Origin of the sequence: Paracoccus wurundjeri (assembly GCF_030678915.1) — a bacterium.
In the GTDB taxonomy this organism is placed as follows: Bacteria; Pseudomonadota; Alphaproteobacteria; order Rhodobacterales; family Rhodobacteraceae; genus Paracoccus; species Paracoccus onubensis_A.
Window position 1 is genome coordinate 125,426 of sequence record NZ_JAUUTZ010000009.1, and the last position, 24,715, is coordinate 150,140.

Annotated in this window: 25 protein-coding genes and 1 tRNA gene; 13 read left to right on the forward strand and 13 right to left on the reverse strand. The window is 57.5% G+C overall.

Annotation, left to right across the window (positions count from 1 at the left end):
* Positions 1–33: 33 nt before the first annotated feature.
* The 6 genes from Q0601_RS11150 (at position 34) to Q0601_RS11175 (ending at position 6,033) form a co-directional block, all read left to right on the forward strand.
* Positions 34–684 carry an ABC transporter permease gene (locus Q0601_RS11150; protein ID WP_305289901.1) on the forward strand — a complete coding sequence of 217 codons (651 nt, stop codon included), beginning with the start codon at positions 34–36 and terminating at the stop codon, positions 682–684.
* 158 nt (positions 685–842) lie between these two features.
* The gene (locus Q0601_RS11155; protein ID WP_305289902.1) at positions 843–1,991 is read left to right on the forward strand and encodes an ABC transporter ATP-binding protein; all 1,149 of its coding nucleotides are present in this window, start codon (positions 843–845) and stop codon (positions 1,989–1,991) included.
* Positions 1,988–2,710 (forward strand): ABC transporter permease, encoded by a 723-nt coding sequence (locus Q0601_RS11160; RefSeq protein ID WP_305289903.1) that lies wholly within the window; start codon positions 1,988–1,990, stop codon positions 2,708–2,710. Before Q0601_RS11155 ends, Q0601_RS11160 begins: the two co-directional genes overlap by 4 nt.
* Positions 2,711–2,747: 37 nt before the next feature.
* Positions 2,748–3,632: a glycine betaine ABC transporter substrate-binding protein gene (locus Q0601_RS11165; protein WP_305289904.1), complete on the forward strand. Its 885-nt coding sequence runs from the start codon at positions 2,748–2,750 to the stop codon at positions 3,630–3,632.
* Between the two features lie 176 nt (positions 3,633–3,808).
* Positions 3,809–4,684: a nitrilase-related carbon-nitrogen hydrolase gene (locus Q0601_RS11170; RefSeq protein WP_305289905.1), complete on the forward strand. Its 876-nt coding sequence runs from the start codon at positions 3,809–3,811 to the stop codon at positions 4,682–4,684.
* 8 nt (positions 4,685–4,692) lie between these two features.
* A complete protein-coding gene (locus tag Q0601_RS11175) occupies positions 4,693–6,033 on the forward strand; it encodes an MmgE/PrpD family protein (RefSeq protein ID WP_305289906.1) in 1,341 nt (446 codons plus the stop codon).
* A gap of 93 nt (positions 6,034–6,126) precedes the next feature.
* Here the strand turns inward: Q0601_RS11175 and Q0601_RS11180 are convergent, their stop codons facing one another.
* The 3 genes from Q0601_RS11180 to Q0601_RS11190 are packed head-to-tail and all read right to left on the reverse strand — an operon-like array spanning position 6,127 to position 8,020.
* The gene (locus Q0601_RS11180) at positions 6,127–7,152 is read right to left on the reverse strand and encodes a hypothetical protein (protein WP_305289907.1); all 1,026 of its coding nucleotides are present in this window, start codon (positions 7,150–7,152) and stop codon (positions 6,127–6,129) included.
* Between the two features lie 13 nt (positions 7,153–7,165).
* Positions 7,166–7,741 carry a transferrin-binding protein-like solute binding protein gene (locus Q0601_RS11185; protein ID WP_305289908.1) on the reverse strand — a complete coding sequence of 192 codons (576 nt, stop codon included), beginning with the start codon at positions 7,739–7,741 and terminating at the stop codon, positions 7,166–7,168.
* 27 nt (positions 7,742–7,768) lie between these two features.
* Positions 7,769–8,020: a PepSY domain-containing protein gene (locus Q0601_RS11190; RefSeq protein ID WP_305289909.1), complete on the reverse strand. Its 252-nt coding sequence runs from the start codon at positions 8,018–8,020 to the stop codon at positions 7,769–7,771.
* 118 nt (positions 8,021–8,138) lie between these two features.
* Here Q0601_RS11190 and Q0601_RS11195 point away from each other — a divergent pair, with 118 nt between their 5' ends.
* The 4 genes from Q0601_RS11195 (at position 8,139) to Q0601_RS11210 (ending at position 12,666) form a co-directional block, all read left to right on the forward strand.
* Positions 8,139–8,474: a PepSY domain-containing protein gene (locus Q0601_RS11195; RefSeq protein WP_305289910.1), complete on the forward strand. Its 336-nt coding sequence runs from the start codon at positions 8,139–8,141 to the stop codon at positions 8,472–8,474.
* 9 nt (positions 8,475–8,483) lie between these two features.
* Complete coding sequence (locus Q0601_RS11200) at positions 8,484–9,155, forward strand: response regulator transcription factor (protein ID WP_305289911.1); 672 nt, start codon at positions 8,484–8,486, stop codon at positions 9,153–9,155.
* Positions 9,152–10,519, forward strand: coding sequence for a sensor histidine kinase (locus tag Q0601_RS11205; protein ID WP_305289912.1), 1,368 nt, complete (start codon positions 9,152–9,154; stop codon positions 10,517–10,519). The genes Q0601_RS11200 and Q0601_RS11205 overlap by 4 nt, the downstream gene beginning before the upstream one ends.
* A gap of 164 nt (positions 10,520–10,683) precedes the next feature.
* Positions 10,684–12,666 (forward strand): tetratricopeptide repeat protein, encoded by a 1,983-nt coding sequence (locus tag Q0601_RS11210; RefSeq protein ID WP_305289913.1) that lies wholly within the window; start codon positions 10,684–10,686, stop codon positions 12,664–12,666.
* 204 nt (positions 12,667–12,870) lie between these two features.
* Here Q0601_RS11210 and Q0601_RS11215 read toward each other — a convergent pair whose 3' ends face one another.
* Genes Q0601_RS11215 through Q0601_RS11230 form a run of 4 tightly spaced genes read right to left on the reverse strand, consistent with a single transcriptional unit; the run spans position 12,871 to position 17,491 of the window.
* Positions 12,871–13,806, reverse strand: a complete 936-nt coding sequence (locus Q0601_RS11215; RefSeq protein ID WP_305289914.1) for an NAD-dependent epimerase/dehydratase family protein — start codon at positions 13,804–13,806, stop codon at positions 12,871–12,873.
* 3 nt (positions 13,807–13,809) lie between these two features.
* Positions 13,810–15,234, reverse strand: a complete 1,425-nt coding sequence (locus tag Q0601_RS11220; protein ID WP_305289915.1) for a mannose-1-phosphate guanylyltransferase/mannose-6-phosphate isomerase — start codon at positions 15,232–15,234, stop codon at positions 13,810–13,812.
* A complete protein-coding gene (gmd, locus tag Q0601_RS11225; protein ID WP_305289916.1) occupies positions 15,231–16,304 on the reverse strand; it encodes a GDP-mannose 4,6-dehydratase in 1,074 nt (357 codons plus the stop codon). Before gmd ends, Q0601_RS11220 begins: the two co-directional genes overlap by 4 nt.
* Positions 16,305–16,318: 14 nt before the next feature.
* Positions 16,319–17,491 carry a DegT/DnrJ/EryC1/StrS family aminotransferase gene (locus Q0601_RS11230; RefSeq protein ID WP_305289917.1) on the reverse strand — a complete coding sequence of 391 codons (1,173 nt, stop codon included), beginning with the start codon at positions 17,489–17,491 and terminating at the stop codon, positions 16,319–16,321.
* A gap of 83 nt (positions 17,492–17,574) precedes the next feature.
* Here Q0601_RS11230 and Q0601_RS11235 point away from each other — a divergent pair, with 83 nt between their 5' ends.
* Entirely contained in the window at positions 17,575–17,811 is a 237-nt protein-coding gene (locus tag Q0601_RS11235) for a hypothetical protein (protein WP_305289918.1), read from the forward strand.
* Between the two features lie 248 nt (positions 17,812–18,059).
* Here Q0601_RS11235 and Q0601_RS11240 read toward each other — a convergent pair whose 3' ends face one another.
* The 4 genes from Q0601_RS11240 to Q0601_RS11255 form a co-directional block, all read right to left on the reverse strand.
* Positions 18,060–18,965, reverse strand: coding sequence for an alpha/beta hydrolase (locus Q0601_RS11240; protein ID WP_305289919.1), 906 nt, complete (start codon positions 18,963–18,965; stop codon positions 18,060–18,062).
* A gap of 61 nt (positions 18,966–19,026) precedes the next feature.
* Entirely contained in the window at positions 19,027–21,177 is a 2,151-nt protein-coding gene (locus tag Q0601_RS11245) for a TonB-dependent receptor domain-containing protein (protein ID WP_305289920.1), read from the reverse strand.
* Positions 21,178–21,374: 197 nt separating this feature from the next.
* Positions 21,375–22,277 carry a siderophore ABC transporter substrate-binding protein gene (locus Q0601_RS11250; protein ID WP_305289921.1) on the reverse strand — a complete coding sequence of 301 codons (903 nt, stop codon included), beginning with the start codon at positions 22,275–22,277 and terminating at the stop codon, positions 21,375–21,377.
* Between the two features lie 352 nt (positions 22,278–22,629).
* Positions 22,630–22,782 carry a hypothetical protein gene (locus Q0601_RS11255; RefSeq protein WP_305289922.1) on the reverse strand — a complete coding sequence of 51 codons (153 nt, stop codon included), beginning with the start codon at positions 22,780–22,782 and terminating at the stop codon, positions 22,630–22,632.
* Between the two features lie 222 nt (positions 22,783–23,004).
* On the opposite strand from Q0601_RS11255, the gene Q0601_RS11260 reads away from it, so the two are divergent.
* Entirely contained in the window at positions 23,005–23,295 is a 291-nt protein-coding gene (locus Q0601_RS11260) for a hypothetical protein (protein ID WP_305289923.1), read from the forward strand.
* Positions 23,296–23,423: 128 nt separating this feature from the next.
* Here the strand turns inward: Q0601_RS11260 and Q0601_RS11265 are convergent, their stop codons facing one another.
* A complete protein-coding gene (locus Q0601_RS11265) occupies positions 23,424–23,585 on the reverse strand; it encodes a hypothetical protein (protein WP_305289924.1) in 162 nt (53 codons plus the stop codon).
* Between the two features lie 180 nt (positions 23,586–23,765).
* A tRNA-Ala gene (locus tag Q0601_RS11270) sits at positions 23,766–23,841 on the reverse strand.
* Positions 23,842–24,044: 203 nt separating this feature from the next.
* Here Q0601_RS11270 and Q0601_RS11275 point away from each other — a divergent pair.
* A complete protein-coding gene (locus Q0601_RS11275) occupies positions 24,045–24,641 on the forward strand; it encodes a LolA family protein (protein WP_305289925.1) in 597 nt (198 codons plus the stop codon).
* Positions 24,642–24,715 lie beyond the last annotated feature (74 nt).

Below are 24,715 nucleotides of genomic sequence, written 5' to 3' on the forward strand. Positions count from 1 at the left end.
CAGATCGTGATCCGAGCTCAGAGGGGGGTATATATGGAAGTTCTAAGTTTTATCACGGGCAATTGGCTGGTGATCCTTGGGCTGGCGGGTGAGCATCTGTCGATCGTTATCGTCGCTGTCGGTCTTGCGATCCTGACCGGCGTGCCCATCGGCATTGCCATCACCCAGAACAAGCGGGTCGCCAATGTGATTCTTTATATCACCTCGATCATCGTCACTATCCCGTCGATCGCATTGTTCGGTCTGATGATTCCGGTGCTGTCCAAGATCGGGCAGGGCATCGGCTGGCTGCCTGCGGTGATCGCGATCCTGCTTTATTCGCAATTGCCGATCATCCGAAACACCTACACGGCAATCACCAATGTCGATCCGGCCCTGCGCGAGGCGGCAATCGGTATGGGGATGACGCCGATGCAGCGCCTGATGCGGCTTGAAATTCCCGTTGCCCTGCCGGTCATCATGGCCGGGGTCCGGACGGCGGTCGTGATGAATATCGGCGTTGCGGCAATCGCGGCCTATATCGGCGCTGGCGGGCTTGGGGTGTTGATCGCCCGCGGCATTTCGCAAACCGACCCGCGCCAGCTGATCGCGGGGGCAATTGCGGTGTCGATCCTCGCCATCGTCGCGGACTGGGGATTGCTCAAGCTGCAGAAGCGGCTGACCCCGGCCGGCTTGAAACGTTGAACCAGACGGGAAGTCATCAACCGGAACATCTCGGAACAAGCAAAATCAGATAACAGGGAGTCAGCCATGATCAGGATCAAGCCACCCACCGTTGGAAGCGATCACCATTCCCGGGATTTCAAGGGGCGCGGCTTTTTTGCGGCGGCCGGGGTATCAGCATGATCCGCCTTGAAGACCTGACCAAGATTTTCAGAACGCCCAGCGGTGACATCGTTGCCGCCGACCGCGTGAACATGGAAGTTCCGGAAGGTGAGATCTGCATTCTGCTGGGGCCGTCGGGCTGCGGCAAGACCACCGCGCTGAAAATGATCAACCGGCTGATCCCGCCCACCAGCGGAAAGATTTTCATTGGCGGCAAGGATACGTCACAGCTTAACGATATCGAGCTGCGCCGCAATATCGGCTATGTCATCCAGCAGATCGGCCTGTTTCCCAACATGACCATCGAGGAAAACATCTGCGTCGTGCCCCGGCTGCTGCAATGGGACATCAAAAGGGCCAGAACCCGGGCGGCGGAACTGCTTGATCTGGTCGGTCTTGATGCCCGCCAGTATCTCAAGCGGTATCCGAAGGAATTGTCGGGCGGGCAGCAGCAGCGTGTCGGCGTGATCAGGGCATTGGCCGCCGATCCGCCGGTGATGCTGATGGATGAGCCTTTCGGGGCCATCGACCCGATCAATCGCGAGATCATCCAGGATGAATTCCTGAAGATGCAGTCCGAGCTGAAAAAGACCATCATGTTTGTCAGTCACGACATAGATGAGGCGGTGAAAATGGGTGACAAGATCGCCATTTTCCGGGCCGGAAAGATCGAGCAATATGCCTCGCCCGACCAGATCCTGGCGCATCCCGAAAATGCCTTTGTCGCGGATTTCGTGGGCACCGACCGCACCCTGAAACGCCTGCGCCTGCTGACCGCGGAAGAGGTCGCCGACCGGAACGCCCCGATTACGTCGCGATCGACCAAGGTTGACGATGCCAGACAGGTTCTGGCCGCATCCAAAGCCCGCTTTGCGGTCGTGATCGACGGCGAAAACCGTCCGGTCGGCTTTATCACCGCGGATGAAATGCGCGGGGCATCGGGCACGGTTCGCGAATTGGCAAACCGGCTGCCCGCCACGGTTCCGATCCGTGCCGATCTGCGCGCCGTGGTGTCCGAAATGTTTGCCCATGATACCATGTGGCTGGCCTGTACCGATGACAACGGCCGTTATGCCGGGGTGATCTCGCAGCCGGATGTGACAACGGCGTTGCGCGCGACTTATGCCTCTGCGCCGGATGCCGCGCATGATCCGGGGGCGCCATGACACAATCGCTGGGTTTGGGACGCATCGCCTCGTTCTTTCTGGTCTTCGCACTTGGGATATGGGTGTCGGCCTCGGGCCTGACCGAGTCGATTGCCATGTATTGGGATGATATCGTTTATCTGACCAAGCAGCATCTGGTTCTGGTCTGTTCATCCGGCTTTGCGGCAATTCTGATCGGGGTGCCGGTCGGCGTGTTGTTGTCGCGCCCGTCGATGGAGAAATATGCCGAAACGATCATGCAGGTTTTCAACGTCGGCACCACAATCCCGACATTGGCCGTCATCGCCTTGTCGATGACCATTCTTGGCATCGGATTCCCTCCGGCATTTTTCGGCTTGTTCGTTGCGTCGCTGCTGCCGATCGTCCGCAACACCTATGCCGGGCTTCTGACCGTGCCTGCGCATCTGAAGGAGGCAGCAACCGGCATGGGCATGACGCGGCAGCAAATCCTGTGGCGGGTCGAGTTGCCGAATGCGCTTTATGTGATCTTTTCGGGTATCCGCACAGCGCTGGCGATCAATGTCGGCACGACGCCGCTGGCGTTTCTGATCGGTGGCGGCGGGCTGGGAGAGCTGATCTTTACCGGTATCGACCTGATGGATACGGGCATGCTGCTGGCCGGGGCCATCCCGACCGCGGCCCTTGCCGTCGCCGTCGATTTCCTGATGGGGCAGGCCCAGTTGCGGCTGATCCCGAAAGGCGTGAACCCGCTTCGTTAAGCAAGATATAATCCAGCAAAAAACAAGGGAGTGTAAGATGAATATCAGCATCAAATCCGCTTTGACCGGGATTGCCCTGACCGCATTCGCATTCAGTGCTCAGGCTGCGGACATCGTTGTGGGCGGTAAAAACTTTACCGAACAGCAACTTCTGTCGGCCATCACCCAACAGGTGCTGGAGGCCAAGGGACACAAGGTCGACAACCGTTCCGGCATGGGTTCAGCTGCCGTGCGGCAGGCGATGGAGAACAAGCAGATCGATGTTTACTGGGAATATACCGGCACATCGCTGATCACCTATAACAAGATCGAGGAAAAACTTGACCCCGAGGCGACCTATGAAAAGGTGAAAGAACTTGATGCCGAGAAAGGCATCGTCTGGCTGAACCCGTCCGAAGCCAACAATACCTATGGGTTCGCGATGCGCGCCGATGACGCCACCGAAAAGGGTATCGCCACGATTTCCGATCTGGCCAAGTCGATCAATGATGGCTCCGGGCTGACCTTTGCCTCGAACGCCGAGTTCTATGCCCGTTCGGATGGGTTGAAACCGCTTGAAGAGGCATATGGCTTTGAATTCGGCCGCGCCAATGTCAAACGCATGGATACCGGGCTGGTTTATCAGGCGTTAAAGGATGGGCAGGTCGATGTCGGACTGGTTTTCGCTACTGATGGCCGCATCCCCGCCTTCAACTTCACTATGCTTCAGGACAATCAGGGCTATTTTCCCAGCTATGCCCTTGCGCCGGTGATCCGCGACGAGGTGTTGGAGGCCAATCCCGATATCGGCGAGGTACTGAACGAGGTTTCGGCCAAACTGAACGATGAGGTCATGGCGCAGCTGAACGCCAGCGTCGATGTCGAAAAGGTTTCGATCGAGAATGCCGCGGCAAAATTTCTCAAGGATAACGGACTGATCTGATTTCAAAAACCGGAAAGGCGGTATCCCTGCCTTTCCATCCTCCCCCCCGGCCCTGACGCATTCCCGGTAAAAGCCGGTATTGTTCTTGTGTCCGGAAAAGCATGAAAACGAAGAATTGCAGCACGCCGATGTTTCAACGAAATGTCGGAATACTGTAACGCCAAAAGGCCCCGGTCATGAGTAACCGTACCACCTTATCCGTCGGCGCCGCGCAATTCGCCAGTGTGATCGGCGATATCGATGCCGGTATCGCGCTGCATCTGGACTGGATTGCACAGGGCCGCGCCGCCGGGCTGGATCTGCTGGTTCTGCCCGAATTGTCCTTGAATGGTCATCACGGCACCGAATGCTTGCTTGAAACCGCAATGTCGCGCAAGGATTCCCGGCTGCAAAAGCTGGCCGAGGCTGCGGGGCCGATGGCTTTGACCCTGGGTTTCATCGAAGAAGGCCCGGCCGCGCAGTTCTATAACTCGTCCGCCATCCTCAGGGACGGCAAGCTTGTTCACCTGCACCGCAAGGTGAATATCCCCAATTACGGCAAGCTCGAGGAAGGCAAGCATTATGCCTCGGGGCGTTTTGTCGAGACATGGGCGCTTGACGAAAACTGGCGCGCCGGGCTGCTGATCTGCGCCGATGTCTGGAATCCCGCCCTGACCCATCTGGCCTTTCAGCATGGCGCAACCATGCTGATCTGCCCGGTCAGTTCCGGCATCGAGGCTGTGGGCGCGGAATTCGACAATCCGGGCGGCTGGGCACTGACCTGCCGGTTCTATGCCATGATCTATGGTGCTCCGGTAATCATGGTGAACCGGACCGGGACAGAGCGTGATCTGACCTTCTGGGGCGGCTCGCGCATCGTCGATCCTTTCGGCCGGGAACTGGCCGTGGCCGGAGAGGGCGAAGAACTGATTACCGCCACACTCGACTATGACCAGCTTCGCCGTGCGCGGCATCAGTTGCCGACCGTGCGCGACAGCAATATCGCATTGGTCCATAACGAGACGGCGCGTTTGCTTGGCACTCTGGGTGTGCCTGATTTTCTGCGCGACTGAGGCCGATCATGACACTGGCTTTTGCCGATTTCCTTCACGATACCCATGCCGAAGATCTGCCGGACGAGGTTCTGGCGCTGGCCCGTCACGCCCTGCTGGATCTGATCGGCGTGGCGGCGGCAGGCAGTCAGACCGCATTGTCGCGTATTATCCGCGACCATGCCGCAGAGCATTTCGCGCCGGGACGTAAACCCGCGATCATGCTGCTGGATGGGCGCCAAGTCAGCCCTGCAGGCGCGGCTTTGGCGGGCGGGATGACGATAGATGCGATGGATGCGCATGACGGTCACAAGCTGACCAAGGGCCATGTCGGTTGCGGCCTGTTCCCGGCTTTGCTTGCCGTCGCGCAGGCCGAAGCCGTTACCGATGACCGCGCCTTCCTGACTGCGCTGGCGCTGGGATACGAGATCGGAACCCGCGCCGGCATCGCCTTGCATCGCAGCGCCTGCGATTATCACAGCTCTGGCGCATGGGTGGCCATCGCCTGCGCGGCCGTCGGGGCGCGGTTATTGGGACTGGACAGCCGCCGCACGCGCGAGGCGATCGGCATTGCCGAATATCACGGCCCCCGCAGTCAAATGATGCGCTGCATAGATCATCCGACCATGGTCAAGGATGGTTCGGGGTGGGGCGCCATGGCGGGGGTTTCGGCGGCCTATCTGGCGGCTGAAGGCTTTACCGGCGCCCCCGCGCTTACGGTCGAAACTGATGACCTGTCCGATCTCTGGTCGGATTTGGGCAGCAATTGGCGTATTCGCGAACAATATTTCAAACACTGGCCGATCTGCCGATGGGCACAGCCCGCCGTGCAGGCGGCACTGATGTTGCGCGATACATATACCCTAGATTCCGAACAGATTCGCAGGATCGAAATCACCACATTCCACCAGTCGCTTCGTCTGGCCTGCCGCAATCCGGCAACCACGGAGCAGGCCCAGTATTCCACGGCTTTCCCGACCGCCGTGGCCCTTGTGCATGGCCGGATCGGGCCGGGTGACGTCGGCGGGCAGGATCGTGTGAATCCCGAAATTCGACGTCTGGCCAGCAATATGGTCATACGGGAAAGCCCCAAGTTCAACGCCGCGTTTCCGGCCCGGCGTTTTGCCGATCTGCGGCTGGAACTGGCTGACGGCCGGGTCATACAGTCGGGGCCTACTGAAGCCCCTGGTGACCCGGATGCTCCGGTCACTCATATGACCGTCCGAGACAAATTCCGGCGCTATGCCACGCCGGTGCTGGGCGCTGCGACGAGTGCCGAGCTGGAGGACGCCGTATTGCAGCTTGGCAGTGGCGCAGGAACCGGCCGGTTCTTCAGGCTTCTGGGCGGGGCCGCCGCATCGCGGGAGTGAGTGGCGCGGGTTGACTCTTGCGACTGAGACCATCGATGCGACCAAGCCGGTATTTGCGCGCTCCGTGATCGCTTTGGCCCGCACATCGCGCCGTCACAGCAAATTCATCCGAAACCGGATATCCATTCCGAAGGACGTGCCCCGATATGCGTCGATCGTCGAGCGTTTGCGATCGATATAGGCGCCGATATCGAATTTGCGCATTGGCACAACCACGCTGAGCCGCGTTCTTCGGTCTTCGCGGGCGATGCCGAACAGCGCGCCGCCATCCGTGCGGATTTCGCTTAGACCCAGGGTAAGGTCACGTTCCATCAACGTGCCCGACCATTCAAGGCTGATACCCTGGCGCAAGGTGTTTTCGTCCGCGACCCGTTCGCCCCATGTCAGTCCAAGACTCCACATCCCGTGATCTTCGGTCAAAAGAGTCGTATCGAATTGCAGTATTGCCTTGCCGTAATCCTGTGTTGTCACCCGCCCGATCGTGAAGCTGGCCTGCTGGGCGCCGAAAGCGGTGTTGAAAATCCGGCGTGCTGTCAGGCGGCTGTCCAGCGAATATTCCGTCTTGATGCCGTCATAGGCCGCGCTGCCGGACAGGCAGGCATCCATCCATGTCCAATCGGCAACGGGCTGCTCGGCGCAGATATGGGCGGTCGCGGCGGCCTGATGATAGCCATAGACGGGTTCCGGTTCCACGGCGTAGGATTGCGCAATGCGCAGCCGGGCTCCGGGGGCATAGGAATAATTGGTCCATTGCGTATATCGCAACCCTGGCAGCAGGGCGCCTTTGGCGCGTGAGTCCTTATCCACCCGAAAGCGCAGCCCGCCCAGCGTGATATGATCCGAAGGGATACCGTCATTTACGTTCGGGTCATGGCGCAGGGTCGGCACCAGATTCTGGCCGGACGTCAATGGTTGGAGCGCCGCGCCCCCGCGCTGGTGCAGAAAACCCTGAAGATGCAAGAGCTGCCAGCCGGCCTCGGAGATTTGCGTCTCTGTCCGCTCAAGCACGAACAGCGCCAGATCCGGTTTGCCCTGTTGAAGCGGCAGGCGCAGATCCTGCGCTGCGGCCGCGCCCGCAAAACCGAAAATCAGTATCAATGCGCCGAGCAACCGGCGCATTGATATTTTATGGTCAATCACGATCCCGTCTGCCCACAATGCTCAGACCCAGTCGGCCGCCATCGCTTGTCGCCGAACCCTGCCCGGTGATGGAAGCGGCGTTCTCGCCAAGGAAATCACCCGAGATATTGCCCGAAACATTCCCCGGGCTTCTGGAACCACCGCTCAGCCGGCCCGAGATGTCGCTGGAAAAGCCGGAGCCGTTGATCTGGCCGTTCGTCATCCGCAGTTCTCCGCGAATTTTCTCGCCCGAGCGGGTATTGAAATCGTCCAGCTCGCCCGTGATCCGGTTTGTCGCGAAATTGGCGTTCATATCCACTTCCCCGATCATCTCGGCCTCGCTGAGTGAGGCGGGCTGGCCTCCGAATGCCATGCCGACGATGCCGTCATATTCCGCGCGGCCCTGCGTCGGCATACTGGCGACACCAGTGCTGCTGCTGGCCGAGGTTTCCGCAACGAGTCTGGCGGCGCGGCCAGAATCAGAGGCATATTCCGCAACCGGGTTGTCACCGCCGCCGCCGCTACCGCCACTACATGCCGCAAGCACAGACAAAACACCAAACATGGCAGTACTCTTAATCTTCATCATGACAGCTCCTTTGATTTTATTGATGTGTCAGTTATCCGGACGCTCTTCCAGCACCTCGCCGGTCGCGGCCTCGATCACGGCTTCGATGCGGCGGTTGTCGGGTGCGATGGCCTCGATTTCATGGGTCCGGCCATCATCTTCGGCGCTAGTCACGACATAGCCGCGCTTTTCAAAGGACAGCACAGTTTCCGATAGCGGGCGAAGTGGCTTTTGTTGCGCAATGGCCGGGCTGGAAACGGCAGCGCCAAGTGCAAGTAAGGTAAGGACAAGATATTTCATATTTTTTCCTTTTGGTACGTGTCTTCCTGACTACAGGGAGTAATATAGCCATTGACCCTGACGCGGCGCTGACACCGGTTGTCAGCGGTTTGTCAGCGACGCCGGGGTAAGATTTTCCATGCTCAGACACCGGATCATCCTGCTTTGCCTGCTCTGCCTTCTGCCAGCGGTGGCGGCGGCGCAGCGTTTGCCTTCCATTCAGATGGAAGACGGCCTTGATGCCGGAGAGGCCCGCGCTGCTGTGCTGCGTGGCGAAATCCTTTCGCTTGACCGGATACTCGATATCCTGCGCAAGGATTTTCCGGGAGAAATCGTCGAGATTCAGCTGGAACTCGAGGACGGGATACTGATCTATGAATTCGACATCCTCAGTCCCGACGGCCGATTGAATGAAATCGAGATCGAGGCCGCGACGGGACGCGTTCTGGAGGTTGAAGAGGAAGATAATGAGTAAGAGGGTAAAATGCGCTGTTTGATCGTCGAGGACGACGACAGAATCGCGGCGGATATGGCGGCGGCGCTTAACGCGTCCGGGTTTCGCTCAGAGCGGCTTGCGGACGGTGAAATGGCATGGTTCGCCGGGGGCACCGAGGATTATGATCTGGTCGTCCTGGATCTTGGATTGCCGCTGCTTGACGGGATGACGGTTCTTAAACGGTGGCGGGCAGAGGGGCGCAATATGCCGATCCTGATCCTGACCGCCCGCGGCGACTGGAACGACCGGGTCGAGGGAATCGATGCAGGCGCCGACGATTATCTGCCCAAGCCCTTCCGCATGGAAGAGCTTGTCGCCCGTGCCCGCGCATTGGTCCGGCGCGCCTCGGGACGAATGAACCCGATCCAGCAGGCAGGAGAGCTTGTCATCGACACGAACCGACAAAGCGTTTCCGTTGCGGGACGGCAGTTGAGCATTACGCCGCTGGAATTCCGGCTGCTGGCCTATCTGGTATATAACACCGCTCGCGTGGTGCCGCCGACCGAACTGCTTGAACATCTCTATGGCGATGACGATAGTCGCGATGTGAACGCGGTAGAGGCGGTCGTGGCGCGCCTTCGGCGAAAGACCGGGCCGGGGATCATCGGCACCCGGCGCGGTTTCGGCTATTATCTGGAACAACTGGAACAGAGAAGGTGAGCCGCAACCATTCCATCCGACGGCGATTGACATTGGCGGCGGCGTTGATGATCTCTGTCGCGTTAATCCTTGCAGGGCTGGCGCTCGCGGCCATGTTCAGTCATCAGCTTAGACGGATGGCCGAGAACGAACTTGCCGATCGCGCGATCACGCTGATGTCAGGGCTGGATCCGAATGCTCCGCTGCGCGAACCGGCGGACACCATTGGCGGGGATCCCCGATATCTGCAACCCTATTCGGGTTTCTACTGGCGTATCCGGGTCGCCGACCGGACCTATCGCTCTGAGTCGCTTTGGGATGCGACATTGCCTCTTGCCGCACCTCCGCCCCGTGGCGAAAGCAGGGTGACGACCGGCCCCGGTCCTGACGGGCAAGAGCTGATCATCCTTGACCAGACCCTTCTTCTTGGCCCCGGTGAGGTTGAAACCCGTGTCTCGGTCGCCATCAACCGCGCCACGCAGGTCGAGGCACAGGGATTATTCGCGCGCAGCCTTGTCCCTTTCCTTATCGTGCTGGGATTGGTGCTGATCGGCGCGTCGGTCTTGCAGGTGGCGGTCGGATTGCGTCCGTTTCGTCAGATCGGACGCCGAATCGACGATCTGAATGCGGGTCGCCTGCCAAGGCTGGGACGGGATATGCCCGATGAGGTGCGCCCCCTTGCAGAAGCGGTCAACCGGCTTCTTGACGATCGCGAGGCACGGATTGAAAAGGCGCGCAACCGGTCCTCTGACCTTGCGCATACCCTGAAAACGCCTTTGCAAGCGTTGTTCGGCGAAACCGGGCGCTTGCGAGACGCGGGGCAGGGGGATGCTGCCGACGCAATCGAAGAAATCGTGCAGATGATCCAAAGCCGGATCGACCACGAATTGGGGCGTGACAGGATCGGCGGCAAGGGTGTCAGCAATCCTGCTGTAGTCGTTCGCAAGGTCGCGGCGGTATTGCGGCGCACAGCGCGGGGGAGCGAAGTTACGATCGGGCAGGAGATCGCGGCGCAGAACATCCGGGTCGATCCCCATGATCTGACCGAGATCGTCGGAAGTCTGGCAGAGAATGCCATGCGTCATGCACGCAGCCAGGTGCATATCTGGAGCGAGGCCGATATCGCAACGCTTTCGATCTGTATCCGGGATGACGGCGCGGGCATTCCCGAGGGGCAGCTGAGCACAGTGACCCGGCGCGGTGTCCGTCTGTTGCAGGACCCGGATGGCACCGGGCTGGGCCTTGCTCTTGCGCAGGAAATCGTGGACGCGAATGGCGGCACGCTTGCATTGGAAAACCGCGATGACGGATTTTGCGTGAAAGTGACCTTTGCCAAGGCCGACGACATTCCTTTGAAAAGCTCCGTTCATCGCCATCGGCCTTAATTCCACACGGGGAGTCAATCGGTAAGGCAGGGGAGACGGCCCGTGTGGGTTTTCTGAAGACTTGTTAATGGTTATGTGAGATACCATTCCGATGTCGTGCTGAAATCAGATCACGGATTTCACGCTCAGGTTAAGTTGTAACGCGGTGCATGTGAGAGTTCAGGATGAAAAATTCAAACGTTGATGCCGGGGATGAAAACCCGCTGCTTCTGATTGGCTTCCGTCAGGATCGGTTGGGGGCCAGGTTGGTTACATTGGCAAACGTTATTCGCGTAGCCAGGGCGTTGGATATCGATGGACGATATCTTTGGCTCAGCCAGCCCGATGGGCCATATCCCGATCTCACCGATCCGGCAGAGATATTTTCAGAAGAATTTATCGCAAAATGGATCCGGATTGTTTCCGATATCCCTTCCGATCTGCAAGACAGGTATAATTGTGCAATCGAGTTCAAGAAAATAAATAAAACGAATGCATTGAATAAGATGAAGCAGGGAGACCGGTTCTGGACCGAGAACGGTTCTGATATACTATACTTGATGGATGAAAATCCGAAAACGGTGGCAATGGAGTTTCGGGCTGCCTTTTCAGAAATAAAATTCTCGAAATTCATCAATGCGCGTTTTAAGAAAGCAATGTCCCACATAGGAGCGGATGATTCTCTGGCAGCGTTTCATGTTCGGCGCGGAGATATTCTGGACGGCGACCCCTGGTCTCTGACCCGCTGGCCGCGGAAATATGTTCCGGATGAATTTTATGCCGCAGCCGTCAAGCAGGTTGACGGTCCGATCGTTGCCTTTACCGATACTCCGGCAGCGCTTGAACATCTGCGCCGCACGCAACCCGGTGCTGAACGGATCACCCCTATTTATGATGCACTTGATCTGAAGAAATCTTCACGCTCGCAGCGGGATTTGCTGGAATTGCTGGTGCTGTCCCACGCTGCGAAAATCTATGCCCCGGTGCAAAGCGCATTTTCGACGGCGGCAAGCCTGATTTCAGGAAATCCTATTGTCCCACTGCCCCGGGGGTTAGGTTCGGGACATCTTGAAGACGCCCATGACAGGCTATTGAACAGAGCTATTGATAAACCGGAAAGCTTTTTCGTGCCCGGCGATCTTGCCCAGTCGCTGCAATTTGCAGCGCGTCACGCGATGGTTACGAATCGTACCAAACCACTTCTCGATTCGATGATGAAACTTGACGAAAATATATTTTCTCATCATCCGTTCCTGTTGCGTTTGACATCAGAACTGGCCATTGCCTCTGGAAATGGTGACGTGGCACTTGCTTTCTCGAAAAAAGCTTTCGCCGCGGAAGGTATCTGGAAGCGCGATAAAATTGCGGCGAAAATCGTAAATCTGGCCGCGCGAAAGTGGCGAAAACCTGAGTCATTGGCAATATTGGAAGATTATTGTGCCGCCATCTTCGATTATTCCAATGAAACATCCGCATCGCATCTGCTTAAGAACATAACTACGGAATATCTGGGGAATGCGAAGTTCTGCAGGGCATTTCTGGTAGAGCCCGATGGATTGGACGTGCTTGGCGAAAATGTTTCAGGGAAAAAAACAATATTGCAAGCTGTTTCACAGGAAGAAGAAGTGAAACTGACGTCGCTTTGGCCTATTATGACGGACTGGATTGATCTGATTAAAGGGAACCGTGGACGACGAGAAATAAGTACTACCCCATCACTGCACCCACGCCTTGACGCATTTGGCCCGGACATGAATGCAGTTCTACAAAATGTCTTATCAGCCGGACAGACTCCGACTGATCACTTGCACCAATTACAGCTTGGCCGCATGGCGTCGAGCTTGTCGTTATTCGGTCGCTACAAGAAGGCGCTTGATCTTTTGAACGCTCTGCTTCGGAATGAAGTCACCCCGATGAACCTGAAGCGTCAAGCCGATCTTCATTATCGTATCGGCCATGAAGCGAAGGCATTGATGTATCTGAAGGAAGCAGTGGAGCTTGCTCCGGATTGTCATGGGCTGCAGCTTTCTTGCGCGCTTGGCTATGCGCGCTCTGGTCAGTTTAACCTGGCTAAGAAGCATACGGATATGGCGAAGGAAATATGGCCCGGGTCAAAGGTCACGGATCTTGCCAAGAAACAAATTCACAAGATGAGAAAGCCGTCATGATGTGTGTTTGCCAGGACTATCCGTGAAAGACAGGTGCTGAATTTACGGATGCCGATGATGGCCGGGGGCGCTGCGCCGTTGCTGGCAGGTTTCCCGAACCAGTGGCGCGACCCGCCGGCAATCCCCGGGATATTTGAGTGGAGAAGGAAAAGCACATCCGGTAGGCGCGACAGGTTTTGGGTCGACCCCGCTATTGGCGTATAATCATACGCCACTCGCCTTTTGCTGTTCATACGCCGCGATCGTGAGGCGCAAGGCCGATGCAAGATCTTTGGGCGGGGCCCAGCCATATTCGCGGGCGCGTGACGAGGACATAAGCTTGGCCATCATCCCCTCTGGCCGGGTGAGATCATGGGTGAATCGCCCTTGCCATCCTGCGATCTGCGCGATCATCCGGTAATACTCTGTTACCGAATGATCGCGGTCCATCCCGATATTGAGAAGATCGGGCAATGTTTCAAGGCGCGGCAGAATGTCCATTATAAAGCGCGCAAAATCGTCCACGAACAGGAATTCCCGCCGCGCATTGCCGCTTCCCCAGATTTCGACCTCACTGTGACCGTCATCGCGTGCGTCAATGACCTTGGTCACGATGGCAGCAATCAGATGGGACGCGATCGAGCAGAAATGATCTTCGATTCCGAAAAGATTGCACGGTACCAGTGTCCGAAAGGCCCGCGTGGGGTATTGACGCGAGACATAGTCGCAAAGTCGCGCAGCAGCTATCTTCGAAAGAGCATATCCTTCATTCGTCGGCTCCAGTGGCGCGGCCAGTATGTCCTGTTCGACCAATGGCTGGCGATAATCCTTTGGATACATGCAGGAAGAGCCAAGAAATATCAGCCGTTCAACCCCTGCCTCATATGCGCCCATGATGACCGCATCATTTATCCGCAGGTTTTCAGACAGATATCCAACGGGGTCGTTCATATTCGCCTGTATGCCGCCGACGCGGGCAGCGGCATGAATGACGGCATCGACCGGATTCATGTTTAACCAACTGACGACGGCAGAGCGGTCGGTCAACGGCAACTCATCGCGGGTCGGCGTGTACAGCCTTATTGCGGGTGCGTGTTGCGGCTGGATGCGTCGCATGGCACGCCCCAGCATGCCTGTGCCGCCGGTCAGCAGGACGCGCATGGTTTACGTCCTCGCATATACATCTTCGTAACGGATGATGTCGTCTTCTGCCAAATAAGCTCCGGTCTGGACTTCAATAAGCACCATCGGAACCTTGCCGGGATTCTCCATCCGATGAACGCTGCCGACCGGGACATAGATTGACTGGTTTTCTGTAACGAGCGTTACCGTATCGTCTATCGTCACGCGTGCCGTGCCACTGACCACGACCCAATGTTCCGACCTATGGAAATGGGATTGCAACGACAGGGCCGCGCCGGGTTTGACGACGATGCGCTTGACCTGAAATCGTTCGGCGAGTGCCAGCGTTTCATACCAGCCCCAGGGTCGATGATCACGCGGAAAGTTTTCGGCTTGGCGCGCATTCTTTTCCCTCAGTGCGCCAACCGCTTCGCGGACATCCTGCGCGCGGTTCATATCCGCAACAAGAACCGCGTCGCGCGTGGTTACCACGATCAGATCCCTGAGGCCGATCCCGACAAGTTCCATCCCTTCCTCTTCGGAACGTAACAGGACATTATCGCAATCTACCGCCGTCGACCGGGCATCGGTCACCACGCCGCGGATGGCGGGCTTGTCCTTTTGGGCCTCGCGCCAGATTGCGTCCCAACCGCCCAGGTCAGACCAATGTTCCGCAAAGCGGACGACGCTCAGATTGGAAGCGTTTTCCATGATGGCGTAATCGATCGAGAGATCGGGCAGGTTCTTCCAGGGATCGGCTGCCAGCCGCAGAAAGCCAAGATCGCATTGCGACTCTTTCAGTGCCGCGCGTACCGGCTCCAGAAATTCCGGTGCATATGTTTCGAAGGCCAGGATCATGGTTCGGGCTTCGAACAGAAAAATACCGGCATTCCAAAGGAAGTTGCCTGCCGCTATCATGTCGGCGGCGGTCTTTTCGTCCGGTTTCTCGACGAAACGACGCAAGGCGGACACATTATCGGAAGGCGTGCCGTCCAGTTCAAGATAACCATAACCGGTTTCGGGATGGCTGGGTTGGATGCCAAAAGTGACGATGCGCCCTCGCCGCGCGATCGGGACACCTTGATGAACGACCCGCGCGAATGCTTCACTATCGGGGACGACGTGATCGGATGGCGCAACCAGCATCAGTGCTTCGGGATCTTTCGCGGCAAGATAGAGTGCCGCAGCCAGGATAGCAGGGGCGGTGTTGCGCGCCGATGGCTCAATCAGGACCGCAGCAGGATCGATGCCGATTTCGGAAAGCTGTTCGGCCACGATAAAGCGGAACTCCGCGCCTGTCATCACCACAGGGGCGCCGAATTCGCTGCCCGACAGGCGCAGCGCAGACGCTTGAAATAACGTATGCTCGCCGATCAGCGGCGCGAATTGCTTGGGGAAGGATTTACGCGACGCCGGCCAAAGCCTTGTGCCGTTACCACCAGAGAGCAGGACCGGAGTAATCGTCATTCTGCGACCCCGTAAGCGCGACGGGCCAGACGTTCGGTTTCCAGCAGGCGCCTGTCCTCGGCAACCATTTCTCTGACAAGCTGTGGAAAGCTTGTCTCGTGGTTCCAGTTCAGTTTTTCGCGTGCCTTCGTCGGATCGCCAAGCAATTGTTCCACCTCGGTCGGCCGGAAATAAACCGGATCGATCTCGATCAGGCAGCGATCGGTTCCGGCGGCATAGCCCTTTTCCTCGACACCCTCGCCGCGCCATTCGATCGTGGTTCCGATCTCTGCAAAGGCAAGCTCGCAGAATTCGCGGACGCTGTGCATTTCGCCTGTGGCCAGTACGAAATCCTCGGGCGTGTCATGTTGCAGAATGCGCCACATTCCTTCTACATAATCGCGGGCATGCCCCCAGTCGCGTTGGGCATCGAGATTGCCAAGAAACAACCGATCCTGCAACCCCAGCGTGATTGCCGCAACGGCACGGGTGATCTTGCGGGTAACAAAGGTTTCGCCGCGAATCGGGCTTTCGTGATTGAAAAGAATGCCGTTGCAGGCGAACATCCCGTAACCTTCGCGATAATTGACCGTAATCCAGTAAGCGTAAAGCTTGGCCGCCGCATATGGAGAGCGGGGATAGAAGGGTGTGATTTCGCGTTGCGGCACCTCCTGGACCTTGCCGTAAAGTTCGGAAGTCGAAGCCTGGTAAAACCGGGTCTTGTCGGACAGGTTCAGCAACCGGATCGCCTCAAGGATGCGCAGCGTGCCAACCGCATCGGCATTCGCGGTATATTCCGGCATTTCAAAGCTGACCTTGACGTGACTTTGTGCGGCCAGATTATAGATTTCGTCAGGCTGAACCTCTGCGATGGTGCGGATCACCGCGGTGGAATCGGTCATGTCACCGTAATGAAGGTGGAAATTCCCCTGCCTGTGCGTGTCGATCTGCAAATGATCGATACGGCCGGTATTGAAGCTGGAAGAACGGCGCTTGATGCCGTGGACATCATATCCCTTGGATAACAGAAGCTCTGCCAGATAGGCGCCGTCCTGTCCGGTGATGCCGGTTATGAGCGCGGTTTTTGCCATGAAAAATGCCCTTGTTAAAAACGGTCTGCAACAGATTGAACGACTTCGCGCAATCGGGTGATCTGCGGTTCAATCGGGTAATGGTGATTGCCGACGAAAAGCCCGTTCCGGTCGACATGCTCTGCCGCGACGATTTCCGATCCGATACTGTGATCAAGTTTCGAGATAACCGGATTGTTCAGGAAGTTTCCGGTAACGATCGGGCGGCATTCTATTTCGGCGTCACGCAGCGCCTCGACCAGAGAACCGCGTTGACCGGCCAGCCGCCCCTTCAGGATCATCGCGAAGCCGAACCACGAGGATTCACCGGTTTCCTGTTGTATATCGAGAAAATCGAGCTGGCCGAAATCCCGCTGGAACATCGTGGCATTTTTGCGGCGTTCGGCAATGAAACCGGGTAATTTCGCAAGCTGCGGCAAGCCGATCGCCCCTTCCATCTCCAGCGGGCGCAGGTTGTATCCGGGCAGGACGAAGCGAAACTGGCGCAGGAACGGATCCTGATCAAGCGGCAGATGGGTGTCCTCGGGCAAATCGCGCACCCAGCCATGTGCGCGCATCGAAATCATGATGTCATAAAGCTTCCGGTCGTCGGTAATGACCATGCCACCTTCCATCGTGCAGATGTGATGGGAAAAGAAGCTGCTGAATGTGCCGAATAATCCAAAGCTGCCGGCCATCTCGGAATTGTAGCGGGCGCCCATGGATTCGCAGTTGTCTTCAAACAGCGGGATGCCTGCTTCGGCGCACAGGGCCCGCAGCCTGTCCGCCTGGACGGGATTACCAAGCAGATTGACGGCAAAGACCCCGCGCGTATGCGGCGTGATGGCATCGGCAAGCTTGTTCAGATCGATGTTCAGCGTCGCGGGATCGATATCAACGAAGCGCAGTTTCAGGCCAGTTTGTGTGATCGGGAAATAGGTTGTGGACCAGCTTACGGCGGGCACGATGATTTCGTCGCCCTGCCGCCAGCCCAGATCCGGATGCCAGAAGGCCGAAGCCACGGCAAGAAGGTTCGCTGTCGATCCGGAAGAGGTCATGACCGCATATTTTTTGCCAAACCGGGCGGCGAAAGCGTCTTCATATGCCCGCACCCGGCTGCCCATCGTGAACCGCCCCGAGGCAATCACCTCCTGCAGTGCCGTGTATTCCGTTTCGTCCCATGTCGAGCTGGCAAGCGGATAGAACATCAGGTTTTGTCCTGTTTGGAAATGCAAGAAAATTACCGAAGCGCGGACGTGCGAATCGCTGACCACCTGCCGGGCAGGGAAGAATGCGCACTGACTGGACAGCCCGGCAGCGCAGGTTCAAACTGGAATACCAGCAGGGCGAATTCGGCGGATTGAATGATGATCCGCGCCTGGCCATATCACATGCCGACGTCAGCCCGCATCGATTGCAGACCTGCCGTCCGGGCCGGATATTGCTGTTTAGCTATATGGGGGTGATAAGAATGGCATGTGTAACGGGTCCTTTCCATGAAAACAAACAACACTTCATACAAGTCTGACGGAGCCGATGGGCACATGACGGCCCACTGAAACCCAGAGACTACTACCTGAGGGAAAGACTATCAAACGATAATTACATCATTCCTAACGGCAATTCTGCGGGTGGTGTGTCCGGAATAAGGCGACGTTGCTGCAGAAACCGCGTGAGGGCGGGGTTCCGGGTGTTTGGGATAGGCTTGCCCTGCCGGCCCGACGCTTCGTCGCCAATGTCGTTATAGCTGAAAACACCGCCGGCAGACGCCGCGCTTTAGTTGCCTGGCAGGCGCGCAGCCAGATCGAGCGCTTGCGGAAAGGATGCGGCAAAGGTCTGGCCATGACCCAATCCTTTCAGGACGGTGACCCGTACATCCAGATCCTCGCGCTGCTCCAGCAGCTTCGCCAGCGCCATCGTGTCAGGCGAAGGTTGCGGAACGGGCGGCGGTTCGGTGCCGCGCCGATATTCGCTATCGCCAAGCATGATGTGAACCGGAGTAATCTTTCCCGACTCCAGATGCGGCGCGTCGTCAGACAGGTGCCGCAGGACATTCCCGCCAAAACCGCTTGAGGGGCTGGTTGGCACCCAGCCCGCAAAGGCCTGCGGTTCCGACAAAAGGCAATGCAGCGCAAACAGTCCGCCATAGGAATGCCCCCAAAGCACCCGCCGCGCCGGATCAATCGGAACGTGATTTTCCACCGCATCGCGTAAAGGGCCCAACAGGCGCGCGCGAAAGCTGTCGGCTCCGCCGGTGGCGCGGCCTCTGCCAGCTTCCGGATCCGGGACCCGGCTGCCCGGCGTGTAGTCTAGTGCCCGTGCTGTGGTATCGAAAATCTGATCGACGGGATAGCCGATCCCGATGACGGTCAGCCCGGGATGGCTGGCCAGATCACCCGCCCCGATCCGGTCGAATACCGCATTCCCGTCAAGCATCCAGAGGGACGGCCAGCCATCAGCCGGAGCCGTGGCCTTGGGCACGGCAAGGAACAGACGATAGCCGGACCCGTCTACGGTCATGTCCTGCCGGGACAGCGTGTGCGTATCGGGCGGAGCGTCGAATATCCGGTATTCCGGGGCTTCGGTGAAATCCGGGCGCGTGCTTCCCTGTGCGGCAAGCTTCCCGGCAAGGCAGATGGTGGGGATGCTCGCCAACAGGGAGCGGCGGCTTTTTGCGATCACGTCGCACCTCTTGTCGTCTGGGAAGCCGTGTCAAAAAGCATGGCGCCGATCATGCCCATCCTCAGAAACTGGTGGTGAGACCCAGCCACAACCGGCGCCCCTCTTCCACGGTTCTGAACTCGTCCTCTCGGATTTCCTTGTTCAGAACGTTGTATATGGCGGCGTTCAGGGTTGCATACTGGTTTACCTGATAGTTCACGCCAAGATTCACGGTCGTGTAGGGCGCATATTTCCGACCGGTCTGACCGTTGATTTCCACCTCGCGGCCATCCTCCCCGATACGCAGTCCGGATGCGATTTCCGAACCGTGATAATTGGCGCTGACCCAGGTATCCAGCCCGGTAACGGGCGTGGCCCAGTCGAAGCGCAGGCTTGCCATGTGTTCGGGCGTCCGGGCAAGCGGGAAGCCTTCGAAATCACCGGTTTTTTGTTCAGAATCCGTGTAGGTGTAGGATGCACGGGCCGATAATGTCGGGGTGATCGACCAATCCCCGGCCAATTCAATCCCGGTAATCTCGGCTTTATCGACATTGAATTCCTTGTACAGAATGTAGTGGTGGCGGCTTCCGTCATCCGCGGTGTATTGCGGACCGTCAAGCCACAGTTCTCCGGTATTGATCTGCTGAAGCTTGTTCTTGAACCGGGTATGGAATGCCGTCGCGCTAACCGAAAAGCTGTCTGCCTCATAGGTCATGCCGATTTCGATATTGGTCGTTTCTTCGGGCTCCAGCTCGGGATTGCCCAGAATGACCCCGCAGGACGGCGGATTGTTTCCGCTGCATCCCCGGCCGCCGGTCGTATAGGCATAGCCCGGCGCGATCGTTCGAATGTCGGGAGCGCGGAAGCCCGTAGAAATGCCGCCCTTGACGGTCAGGTTGGGGCTTGCGTCCCAGACCCCATAGATCCGCGGATTGATCTGGCCGCCATAATGTTCGTGATCGCTATACCGCATGCCAAGGGTCAGTGCGAAATCATCGCGCATCCGCCATTCGTCCTCGATATAAAGCGCCCACTGATCGACCGAGAATTTCTCGTCGTAATGCTCGTCTTCCGGCAAATGCGCCTGCGCGCCCGGATTCTGGTCATGCAGGACGGTTCGGATGAACTGGCTGCCGAAAGTCAATTGATGATGACCATTCCACTCGAAGGCCTTGTTGCCCTTGGCATCGACGACGGTGTTACGGATCCTGGGTGAACGGATGTCCTCGGCAAAGGCGCTTCCGGAATCCAGGCGATCATAAGTGGTGCGCTCGCCAGTTTCCTGCGAGATGCTGAATTCGGTTGTCATATCGCCGATCTGGCCGTTATGCGTCAGCGACCAATGCGAGCGGTCGTTGTCCTGATAGCGCAGATCGCCATATTCCTCGTTGGTGACCCGCGTGCGTCCGGCTTCAAGCAGCAATTCGTTCCGGTCATCTATCTGCCAGGTCAGCCGGCCGGTAATGTCGTAATCATCCGATGCGTTCGGCCCGCCTGTGACAGATGACGCGTTCTGATCGAATTTCCGGCCCCAGATTTGCAGGCCCAGAGAATCCTTGACGATCGGACCCGAGGCATAGAACGACAATTGCCTGCTGTTTTCAAAGCCGTCTTCGCTTGGCAGCGTCGTTTCGGCCGTGACCGAGCCGGTCCAGCGATCCGCAACGGGTTTCGTGATGATATTGATGACCCCGCCCATCGCGTCCGAGCCATAAAGGGATGACATCGGCCCGCGCACGACCTCGATACGCTCGATAGCCTGGACGGGAGGGATGAAGCTTTGCTCTATCCCGGCATTGCCGTTGGTGCGGGCATCGCGGGTATTCTGGCGCTTCCCGTCAATCAGGATAAGCGTGTACTGGCCGGGCAACCCGCGGATAAAGATATCCTGCTCATTCGCTGTTCCCGTGGTGGCCACGCCCTGAACCTCACGCAATGCATCCGTCAGCGAGGTAAAGCTGCCTTTCGCAAGCTCTTCCGAGGAAATCACCGAAACACTTGCCGGAGCATCTCTCAATGCCTGCTCGAAACCGCCCGCAGTCAGGACGATTTCATCCAGGGCGGTAACATTCGTGTCCTCGGTCTGTGCCAGCGCAATGGCGGGGATCACAAGCGCAGTGAAGGAAAGCAGCGCTGTACTGAGTTTGGATATGCGGGGCGTGTGGTTCGGCATCATGACCTCGGGGCGATTGGTTGAGTATTGGGGCAGCATCGACTTGCTGCGAATATCCATGTAAATTTGTCGGGAATTTTATTAGCCGAGTGTATGAGCGTAATCAATGGGCTATGGATCTGAACTGAATCGCTTTTTGCCTATGTTGCGATAATGCCTGATCCGGGCAGGATGCTTTATCGGCTGCGATGCCGGGTAACGGGCTGCCCGGCATCAGAGACGGTTGGATCACCGAAGATCGTTCCGGTAAAAGCGCATCAGCTGTCCGAGGCGTTCAAAGCATCCGTCAGAATATCGAGATTTCCGATAAGGGATGTATAGCCGCCGCCCGAAATATAGGTGCTGGCCGGATTCAGATACACGACATTGCCGTTTTTCCAGGCCTTCGTACCCTCGATCAAAGGGTTTTTCAGCGTTACTTCCGCCGAAGCCCCATCCTGTCCGACCGCCGCCCCGCGATCCAGAACAATCAGCCAGTCGGGATCGTGCTGAGCAATGAATTCATGGCTGATCGCATTGCCGTGGGTATCCGTTTTCAGGCCTGTTGCGGCCTCTTGCAGTCCGGTTGCGTCAAAGACCCAGCCAAAACGGGAGCCCTTGCCGAAAGCCGACATTTTCGGCCCATTGGTCAGGACCATCAGAGCGGTGCCCTTACCCTCGCCCGCTTCCCGCGCTTCGGTCAGTTTCTGATCCAGAGCCGCGGCCAGTTCCGCGGCTTTGTCCTGCTTGCCGAACAGTTCCCCATAGGCTGCGATATGTGCCTTGGCATCCGATACGAGATCGGCGCCGATCGTCATGTCGATGGCCATGGCAACTTGCGACACGGCATCAAGCTGCGTGGCGGAACGCCCTCCGACCACGATGAGATCGGGTTCCAGCGTAGCCAATGCTTCGAGATCGGGTTCGAACAGTGTGCCGACGGGCTTGGCAGCTTCTGTCACGTCGTCCAGGTAGTCGACAAGGATATTGTCCGGACGTCCCGCAGGCAGGACGCCCAGCGCGTGCAAACTATCGATTGCGGCGACGTCCAGAATGGCCACCTTTTCCGGACGTTCGGGCAGGGTTACCTCGCCTTGCGATGTAGTGATGGTTACGTCTGCTGCGGACGCAGCGGCGCAGAGCGACAGCGCAAACAGCCCTGACAGCGGGATGTAACGCATTGAATTTCTTTCCTCGACATTGGAGCTTGCCGGATAAACGGCCCGTATCAGGAAGATGGATTACCTCCCCCATTCAGGTATGTAAATAATTTCAGGGTAATTTAATCAGGAATTAAGTTGCGATATCGGCCCGCCTGTCGCCGTGTTTCGCGAAAATCATCCCGCAACCCGGCCCGTGCGAGTTTTGTTGCGCCGGATTTGAGTAATTTTACCTAGGCAATCTTACGCATATCCAGATTGCTGTCAGATCGTCTATATGCATCCCTATTAACGACGAGCATTTTAGGGTGAATATGTCACTTTACGATTGAGCCCGCGCCTTCTCAGGTGCGGGCATGTTCATGTGCCGGTCTTATTCCTCGGCTTCCTCGCCCGCATCGTCATCATCATCCGTGCCGGGGCGCTTTTCATCCTCGTCATCAAGAGATTTGACCGCGTCCTTTAACTCGTCGCGCTCTTTCTTCGCCTTTTCCCGGGACTTATCCTTTTTGGATTGATCTGTCATAGCCGCCTCCATCGGTTGCGTTGTAATACAACGCCTGGCATGCAGATCGGTTGCCGCAGATCTTATCGTCAGATGCTGTCGCGGCCCTGACGAATGAGATACGGCAAAAAAGACATATTGGAACCGGGCTTCGAACGGCACGCGGATCGGGACATGCCGACAGTTTGCCGTTAATGCCATGAACAGCCAATATGAGGCCGTTCGTATATCGGAGGTCATGAGATGAGACGCCTCGCTATCCCTGCCATTATCGGCCTTGCCGCCGCCACGCCTGTTTCTGCTGCGCTCAGCGGCTATTGGGATAGTTCCAAGGTCATTCACGCCATTCTGGGCAATGATCGGGTGGCTGACGCCCTTGGGCAGCAACCCATCGAGAGTATCACCAGTATCGAGAACGGCTATCAGATCGCCAGTCGGGACTGCCGGGTCGAGGTTCAGGTAAACCGCATCGCACCCGACAGACCGGGGCCGGCGCGGTTCGGCTTGCAGATCGGGCCGGGACAATGTTCCTGACAGGATAATCCGCCCGAGCTGATTCGTAACAATTCGTTCAGGATGCGACGACTCCAAAGCTGCTCTCTTTCGGTGACAGCCTTGGAGTCGCCATTGGATGGAGACGGGATCCTGATCCGCGTCACGGCTTAGAAAGCCCGGGGATTGCCGTGGAAGTGAAGAGGCTCGGTTCCGGCGGGTTTACGACCGCTTCTTACCGATGCTCCGGCTCGCAGGAATGCGAAAACGGTTGCGAGGAAACTGCCGCGTTTGGCGGAAGGGATGTAGTGTTCGATGTTTGTGTAGGCCATGATTTTTGCTCCATATGCTTGAGTGTGTGCTCAACGATACGGTCTATATAGGGAGCGCAACTGGAATTAGTTATACCAGAGAGCGCATAGCTGTTTTGCAATCGCAGCATAGCTTTGCCGCGGTTGCATCGTCTGCGTGAATTCAGTTGCAGAGCTGCTGCCGAAAGGGACGGATGCTTCTGGTGGAGCCGAGGGGAATCGAACCCCTGGCCTCATCATTGCGAACGATGCGCTCTACCAACTGAGCTACGGCCCCATCGACGCGATATTTGACGCCGGTATGTTGTGATGTCAAGCAAGACCGGACGGATTGCCGGCAGGGTATGGCGCGGTAAGTTCCCGGTTGTTTTGCAACTGCTTGTGATCGCCCGGAACCATCGTGGCATCCGGGACGTTCGCCGCTGACATCTGAAACAGACGTGATGTGCAGTCTGCAACGAAGAAGGATATATTGGCGATATGAACCTACGCTCACTCGCACTTGCGCCCGCCCTGATCATCGGCCTTGCTGTTCCGGCACTGGCCGAGAAGATTCCGCTGAATGAGATCTCGAATTATCTCAACAGCCTGAAAACGCTCACGGGCGCTTTTACGCAGGTCAATAACGACGGATCGATTTCGACCGGAACAGTCTATATCCAGCGACCGGGCCGTGTCAGGTTCGAATATAACAACGATTCCACGCTGGTCCTGGCATCGGCGGGCAATGTCGCGATATTCGATCCGAAATCCAGTGGCGGGCCGCAGCAATATCCGCTGTCGCAGACCCCGCTTTCGATCATCCTCGATGCCAATGTCGATCTTAGCCGGGCAAACATGGTCACCGGCCATAGCGAGGGCAAGAACTCGACCATCGTGACCGCTCAGGACCCCGAACATCCGGAATATGGCAATATCCAGATGGTCTTCACCCCCGGCCCAACCGAATTGCGTCAATGGGTCGTCACCGACGACGCAGGTGAGAAAACCACCGTGATTCTTGGCGAGATGAGCAAGGGCGGCTCGATCGCGTCCTCCAAATTCTCGATCAGGAATGAGTTGGCACGCCGCAAATAATTGTCGCCAATCATTGTCCGATCTGCATCAACCGGGCCAAATCATCAGTCTGGTTGATGTAATTTATCACGAAA